The 7247-nt window shown below is 36.1% G+C and carries 7 protein-coding genes; 4 read left to right on the top strand and 3 right to left on the bottom strand.

Translation table 11 applies throughout. From position 1 onward, the window contains the following. Positions 1 to 129: 129 nt before the first annotated feature. Positions 130 to 381 carry a YtxH domain-containing protein gene (locus J7604_RS13660; RefSeq protein WP_293896891.1) on the bottom strand — a complete coding sequence of 84 codons (252 nt, stop codon included), beginning with the start codon at positions 379 to 381 and terminating at the stop codon, positions 130 to 132. A 236-nt stretch (positions 382 to 617) separates the two neighbouring features. On the opposite strand from J7604_RS13660, the gene J7604_RS13655 reads away from it, so the two are divergent. The 4 genes from J7604_RS13655 to J7604_RS13640 all read left to right on the top strand — a co-directional run bounded on the left by J7604_RS13655 (position 618) and on the right by J7604_RS13640 (position 4057). Then, positions 618 to 1343 (top strand): hypothetical protein, encoded by a 726-nt coding sequence (locus tag J7604_RS13655; protein ID WP_293896890.1) that lies wholly within the window; start codon positions 618 to 620, stop codon positions 1341 to 1343. A gap of 148 nt (positions 1344 to 1491) precedes the next feature. Then, positions 1492 to 2445: a methylenetetrahydrofolate reductase [NAD(P)H] gene (metF, locus tag J7604_RS13650; RefSeq protein ID WP_293896889.1), complete on the top strand. Its 954-nt coding sequence runs from the start codon at positions 1492 to 1494 to the stop codon at positions 2443 to 2445. 9 nt (positions 2446 to 2454) lie between these two features. After that, positions 2455 to 3312: a hydroxymethylglutaryl-CoA lyase gene (locus J7604_RS13645; protein WP_293896888.1), complete on the top strand. Its 858-nt coding sequence runs from the start codon at positions 2455 to 2457 to the stop codon at positions 3310 to 3312. Position 3313: 1 nt separating this feature from the next. Next, positions 3314 to 4057 carry a (Fe-S)-binding protein gene (locus J7604_RS13640; RefSeq protein ID WP_293896887.1) on the top strand — a complete coding sequence of 248 codons (744 nt, stop codon included), beginning with the start codon at positions 3314 to 3316 and terminating at the stop codon, positions 4055 to 4057. Here J7604_RS13640 and J7604_RS13635 read toward each other — a convergent pair. Further along, complete coding sequence (locus J7604_RS13635) at positions 4044 to 4850, bottom strand: DUF4249 domain-containing protein (protein ID WP_293896886.1); 807 nt, start codon at positions 4848 to 4850, stop codon at positions 4044 to 4046. The genes J7604_RS13640 and J7604_RS13635 overlap by 14 nt on opposite strands. A 5-nt stretch (positions 4851 to 4855) precedes the next feature. Next, positions 4856 to 7120, bottom strand: a complete 2265-nt coding sequence (locus J7604_RS13630; protein WP_293896885.1) for a TonB-dependent receptor — start codon at positions 7118 to 7120, stop codon at positions 4856 to 4858. Between the last annotated feature and the right edge of the window lie 127 nt (positions 7121 to 7247).

The following is a 7247-nucleotide window of genomic DNA, read 5'->3' as shown; positions in this document are numbered from 1 at the left end:
TAATTCTAAACTTGCTTAAGTTGACGGCTATGTCCTTTAGGAGAAGGACATTAAATGAAGTCATTTATCTTTCAAAAAAAAGGCTGTCCCAAAATATGGAACAGCCTTTTTTTGATTTTTTAAAATCGATTATGGGTTTGTTTGAGCTTGAGCTTGCTGACTGTAGTCATTGATCAAAGAAAATGCAGATTGTTTCAAGTTGTTCAGTTTTTCAACTCCTTTCTGCACTTGACCATTCACATCGCTTTTTAACTGAGATGCTTTGTCAGAGATGTTTTTTCTGGTAACATCTCCTTTTTCTGGGGCTAATAAAATACCGGCAATCGCGCCCGTCGCAGCTCCGGCAAGGAAACCCAAGAATACTTTCACATTTTCATCCATAATTACATTCGGTTTTGGTTGTACATCCAGTTCCTTTATTAATATATAAAGTGATTTTGAGCGAAATATGTTTCCTGTAAGGGAAAAATTGACAATGAATTTATTTGAAAATTGTACTTTTTTTACCTTGTAAGGGATAGATGTTTGTATTTTATAGATGAAAATCCTATATTTTGTGTATCAAAAGTAGCACTGTTATACTTCCCATATAACAGTGGAAAACTAAACCGCCAAAAATGTTTTCCCAAAGTATTGATCATTTGCGACTTGAATGGCTCATTAATTTTTATAATAAATTAACGGAGCTAAAAGATTTACTGGTAATTTCAGATGAAGAGCTGAATTCTATCCGGAATGATCTGAAAATGTATCAGTTCTCTTTGAAAAGGATAGAGTTTTCGAAGAAGCAATTTCGAAGAAATAACCTTGTAAAAGATTTTTATGCTTATGGTGAAAAAGTTGAGGTGCAGGGCGCTTTAACCGATTTTGATGATATGGAGGTTCCACATAATGTAGAACCGGGCATTTTTAGAAGAATTTCGGATTATATAGAGTACTTGAAATCTAGGCCACAGTTTTGTCGTCAGATTGATCAAAGTCTGGCATTGTTCAGGTTTAAAGTCCTGTTTGACATATCTGTGACACTAGAGCCTCAGCTTCAAGTTTTCCTGGATGGTGGAAGGCCATTGATAAGATTGATGAATCGAAAAGCTGATTCCCTTGATTTATTTGTTGATAGAAAGGATGGAAGAGGCTTTGTTTTTTTAGCTAATTATACGCTTAAAGATTTTATAGATACTCATCCTATTCCTCCAAGTTCTTCCATGGTTGTATGGCAGTATATTGCCATATTCAAAATAGGAGAAGATCAGGTTGGGAATTTTTCTGATCCCATTTCCATAAACGTACAAAGAGAATATCCTCAAAATAAAGATGGGAACCTGGCGCCTGGCTTGTTTTAAAAAACTCATTTCCATCCTAAAATCATTGTAAAAACGCTAGGGTGTTAATTGATTTTTTAAAAATGATTAAAAGCTTAAACCTTTTGCTATTTATTGGTTAAACTCTTCGATAAAATAAGTATTTTTGAGCTATCACTTATCTAAGAAGATGAAAGTCGTAGAACACCTGAAAAACGCTAAAAAGACTCTTTTTTCTTTTGAAATCCTTCCGCCTTTAAAGGGTCAGGATATCCAGTCTCTTTTTGATGGAATTGATCCTTTGATGGAATTTAAACCTCCATTTATAGATGTTACCTATCATAGAGAAGAGTTTGTATTTAAGAAAAGAGAAAATGGGCTTCTTGAAAAAAAATCTATTAGAAAAAGACCCGGTACTGTAGGAATTTGCGCAGCTATCATGAATAAATACAAGGTAGATGCGGTACCTCACATTATCTGTGGCGGATTTTCAAGGGAAGAAACTGAAAATGCACTCATTGATCTAAACTTCCTTGGTATCGACAATGTACTGGCATTAAGAGGAGATGCTATAAAGTCAGAGGGTACATTTATTCCTGAAGCTGATGGACATCATTATGCCTCTGACCTAATTAAGCAAATAAAATGTATGAATCAAGGGGTATACCTTGATGATGATTTGCAAAATCCAGTTCCTTCAGATTTCTGTATTGGAATAGCAGGATATCCGGAAAAGCACTTTGAAGCACCCAACCTTCAGACAGATATTAAATATTTAAAGCAAAAAGTAGAGCTGGGGGCAGAGTATATTGTTACTCAGATGTTCTTTGATAATCAAAAGTTTTTTGATTTTGTGAAAAAATGCAGAGAAGAAGGAATCACCATTCCAATTCTTCCAGGGCTTAAACCAATAACTACCCAAAAACAAATCACGATTCTGCCAAGCATATTCCATATGGATATTCCAGTTGAATTGTCTGAAGCAATCAGCAAATGCAAAACTGCGGATCAAGTGAAAGAAGTTGGAATAGAATGGACAATTCAGCAATCCAAAGAGCTGATGGAGTTTGGCGTCCCTGTTTTGCATTATTATTCTATGGGGAAATCTGATAGCGTAAAACAAATAGCTTCTGCTTTATTTTAAGATAATTAGATGTCTGTGGTAAAAATTATAGAATGCCCCAGAGATGCGATGCAGGGCATTAAGGAGTTTATTCCTACTGAACTTAAGATAAAATATATAAACCAGCTTCTAAAAGCAGGGTTTGATACCATTGATTTTGGAAGTTTTGTTTCTCCTACTGCTGTCCCTCAGATGAGCGACACTGCAAAGGTACTTGAACAGCTTGATTTGTCAGGGTCTGTTTCAAGGTTGCTTGCAATCATTGCAAATGTTAGAGGAGCACAAGATGCTTCCACTCATAAGGAAATAAAATACCTGGGTTTTCCTCTTTCTCTTTCTGAAACTTTTCAAAAAAGAAATACTAATAAGAGTATAGAAGAAGCCTTTGCTCAGGTGAAAGAAATACAATCAATCTGTGAGATAAATAAGAAAGAGTTTGTGGTTTATCTTTCAATGGGCTTCGGAAATCCTTATGGAGACCCTTATGATGTAGAATATGTAAAAGATTTTACAGGAAAGCTTTTTGATATTGGGATAAGGATAGTATCATTATCCGACACAATTGGGATAGCAAAGAAAGAAGATCTTCAATATTTATTTACTTCTTTAATTCCTGCATTTCCAGAAGTGGAATTCGGTGCACATTTACACGCATCACCTTTTAATGCAGTTGACATGGTAAAAGAAGCCTATAAAGCTGGCTGCAGAAGATTTGATGGGGCTCTTAAAGGTTTTGGCGGATGCCCTATGGCAAAAGATGATCTGGTAGGTAACATTCCTACTGAAAAAATGCTTGAATATTTTTCCTCTCATAACATAGAAACAGGAGTTGATTTTAAAGCACTTGAAGATGCTATGGCAATAGCATCACAGGTTTTTCCACAATAGTATGCGCGCAGTTGAAGTAAATCTTTTTGTACCCTGTTCTGTTAATCACTTCTTCCCGAAAACCGGATTTAACACCATCCGATTGCTGGAACATCTGGGCTGTAAAGTCCATTACAAGGAAAATCAAAAATGCTGCGGTTTGCCCTTCCTTAATACAGGAGCCTTTGATGAAGCAATGGAGTTTGGAGTAAAGTTTCTGGAGGAAAATTCATCATCTGTCAACTATACTGTGATTCCATCCGGTGCCTGTCTCAATATGGTACGGAATAATTATAAACTATTCTTTGACAGCTCTTCTCATAGGAATGACTATAAAAATTCGAGAAAAAAGACATTTGAACTTAGTGAATTTATTATCAATGTTCTTAAAGTAGAAAATGTTAAAGGGGCCAATTTTTCTGCAAGAGCTGTATACCATGATTCTTGCACAGCACTTAATTTTTGTCAGATTAAAGATGCTCCCCGAAAATTGTTAAAGTGTATCAATGGTCTTGAGCTGCTGGAATTTAATGAGAGCAGCTGTTGTGGTTTTGGAGCAAACTATTCATTGTGCTCCAGCAAAGCTTCTCAGAATATAGTTGGTAAAAAGGTGGAGGAAGCCTTGGCTATGAAGGCAGATTATATCATCTCAACAGACTACTCATGTCTGAGTCATTATGCAGAATATGTCAGCAAGTATAAAAAATCACTGAAGGTGATTCATCTGGCAGATCTACTCGCTGAATCGTTGCTTATTTCACAATGAGTTCTTTCTGCGAGGGTTGCAATCCTGTAATTATTCCAATCCCTCCGGTTACATTTGACATGATTTTTGATGGTTGTGCAAAGGGATTTCCATTTGAGTCTGAAGCATTTTTGGTTGAAGTGACAAAGTCATAGTACTCTTTGCTGATATGAAAGAGTTGAATTATAACTTTGCTCCCCTGAAAGAATATATAATTTGAACCAATGCCTCCTTGTTCGGTTTGAATGGCGTCATCATTAAACACCAAATCCCATTTGCCTTCTCCATCTAAGGAATCCTGTATTCCAATTATTCTATAATAATCTTTAGTTGCAGGATCGTCCTGGAACTTTACTTGAATTGCTGCTTTATCCGGATCATCAGTAAGAAATGAAATCGTATCAATTTCAACCGGGTGCATAATGGTTGTTCTTCCTTCTATAATTCTGCCGTTTTTGTCTTTTATAGATACATAAAAATCACTATCAAAATCCAGTGGTACTACAGTATTTTCGTCAGTGGAATAATTGTAATATTTTTTATTTACCGGATTTAATCCAAATGGCTGTGGGGTAGGGTAGTATACTTTACCTGCGTGCACCACCTCCACTGTAGCACCTTCTATTGGAGTAACCTGAGGTGGATCAAAATAACCAGCAGATTCAGTGAGCAACAAGCGGAATGGCTTTCCTGGCACAAGATAAAATTCCACTACTGGCTGACTAGTATAAGTTGGCAGCTCAACAGTTATATTTTTCTCCCTGTTACAAGAAAATAATAATATACAAATGGTAAAGTAAGCAAGCAGTCTCATATAAATCAGAACTTAAAATTATATGTCAGACTTGGTATAATCGGAAATAATGAAACCTGTTTTGCCTGAAATTTTGTAGTGACTCCAAATTCATTTTGGATTTCATCAAAATATATGAAATAGGCATTTTTACGATTGTATACATTATAAATGCTGAAGGTAAGGTCTGACTCTCTTCCTTCTTTCTTTGGTTTAAACTTATAAATCAATCCTAGGTCCATCCTGTGATAAGAAGGCATTCTGAATCCGTTTCTTTTGGAATAAACAGGAATTACCTTTGGTGTAGTGCCTTCAATATCCTGCATAACGAATCGACCATTAGGCAATGAAACGGCGTTCCCGGTACCATATACCCAGGTGCCGCTAATATTCAACCTTTCTGTGAGTTTGTGGACGATTACTATAGAAACATCATGTCTTCTGTCATATCTCGCAAAGAATTTTTCTCCTTCATTAATATATGGAAATTGCTTCCATGTCCATGACAACGTATATCCAACCCACCCTGTTGTTTTTCCCTTTCTCTTTTCCAGGTATATTTCATTTCCATAAGCCCATCCTTTACCAAACACAAACTCCTGATCAAGATTAGGATTTGAATAAATCATAGCTCCGTCTTTAAAGTCTATCTGTCTCTTCATCCATTTATAGTAAACCTCATCTGTTAGATAGAACTTATCTCCAATAATTAATGAAAGACCTGTTGCGACCTGATCTGAACGCTGAGGTTTTACAGTACTATTGGATGGATACCAGATATCAGTTGGAAGACTTGCTCCTGAATTAGATATTAAATGGATGTATTGATACATTCTTGCAAAGCTTCCTTTCCATGAAACTTTTTCGCTTATAAGATATCTGAATGCAACTCTGGGTTCAATGCCCCCGAAATAATTAGATTTATTCTTAAATAAAGACAAGCGAAGTCCGGCGTTAAATTTCCATCTGACACCTACATCAAAATCATCGGATGCATAGATCGCTCCTTCCTGAGATGTAAACACAGAGCCAAGGCCTAGCTGAACTGTACCATCATCAGTACCGGCTCTTAGTCTTCCGACAATATATCGGTGGTAGCTTGTATACAGGCCGAATTTGATATTATGCTTTTCAGAATGTTTGTAAGTAAAATCACTCTGGATTGTATAATCTCTCACCATGGAGCTTAGTTTAAAGGAGAAATCCTTAAACCTGTTTTTGATATTGTATCGGTAGTCTGAATATATCACCGAAGTTGTCACTTTAAGTTTATCAGAAAAAATATGGTTCCAGCCTCCTACACCTACTGAATTACCCCAGTTGAACGTGAAGTCCAGACTATTTTGATTGTACTTAAAAACATCCCGTCCAAAATATCCTGTGAGGTAAAAAGAATTCTTTTTGTCTAATGTATAATTCACTTTTCCATTCAGATCATAAAAGTAATAGGCAGGGATTGGATCATAAGATTTATTGTTTTTATTCATTCTGTTGAGCTGACTTGTAAATACATCAAAGTAAGTACGTCTCGCAGAAATGATATAAGATGCTTTATCTTTTTTTATCGGTCCATCTACTGTAAGTCTGGATGCAATCAAACCGATGCCGCCTCTGACAGAAGTTTTAGTCTCACTACCTTCATTAAGCTTTACATCTACTACCGAGGATAATCTTCCTCCGTATTGTGCTGGAAAGTCGCCTTTGTATAAATCTATGCTTTTTACGGCGTCTGTATTAAATATACTAAACAAACCAAAAAGGTGATTAGGATTGTAGACGACAGCATTATCAACTACAAAAAGGTTCTGATCAGGTCCTCCACCTCTCACATATAGGCCTGAAGTTCCTTCACCACCTGATTGGACACCTGGTTTAAGCTGAAGAATTTTTAATAGATCAGGTTCTCCAAATAAAACCGGTACCTGCTTCGCATCTTTGGCAGTTAAGGTTATTTTACTCATTTGAGTGGAGTTGATAGCCTCTTTATGAGGATTTCCTTCGATTACTATTTCTTTTAGATGTTCATCATCATCAGCCAGCAGAAAATCTACAGACATATCCTGGCCAAGATTAATGATTATTACTTCTTTCTTGTATCCAAGTTGTTCAACAATAAGGGTAATAGTATCATAAGGAATTGAAATGCTGTAAAATCCGTTTTCATCTGTCATAGTACCTGCCTGGGCAGAAGGAGCAGAGACCACCACACCAATGATAGGTTCGTTGGTTAACTTATCTTTTATGGTTCCTGATACTGTATATACATTTTGAGCATACAAAGCATTCAGCATGCTGAAAAATAAAATCGTTAAAAGAAAAGTAAATTTGCAGAAATTATTCATCCCACTATACGATTACGGCCCTAATTACAAATAGTTAGCCATGTTTCATAAAACCCAAGGCTCTACTGATACATAC

The sequence above is a fragment of the Sporocytophaga sp. genome, assembly GCF_017745095.1.
Taxonomy (GTDB): Bacteria; Bacteroidota; Bacteroidia; order Cytophagales; family Cytophagaceae; genus Sporocytophaga.
This window is presented reverse-complemented; position numbering and strand designations above follow the sequence as displayed.

Coding starts and splice junctions, on each gene's coding strand:
- J7604_RS13660 (WP_293896891.1), bottom strand. CDS start 381: ATGGATGAAAATGTGAAAGTATTCTTGGGTTTCCTTGCCGGAGCTGCG.
- J7604_RS13655 (WP_293896890.1), top strand. CDS start 618: ATGTTTTCCCAAAGTATTGATCATTTGCGACTTGAATGGCTCATTAAT.
- metF (WP_293896889.1), top strand. CDS start 1,492: ATGAAAGTCGTAGAACACCTGAAAAACGCTAAAAAGACTCTTTTTTCT.
- J7604_RS13645 (WP_293896888.1), top strand. CDS start 2,455: ATGTCTGTGGTAAAAATTATAGAATGCCCCAGAGATGCGATGCAGGGC.
- J7604_RS13640 (WP_293896887.1), top strand. CDS start 3,314: ATGCGCGCAGTTGAAGTAAATCTTTTTGTACCCTGTTCTGTTAATCAC.
- J7604_RS13635 (WP_293896886.1), bottom strand. CDS start 4,850: ATGAGACTGCTTGCTTACTTTACCATTTGTATATTATTATTTTCTTGT.
- J7604_RS13630 (WP_293896885.1), bottom strand. CDS start 7,120: ATGCTGAATGCTTTGTATGCTCAAAATGTATATACAGTATCAGGAACC.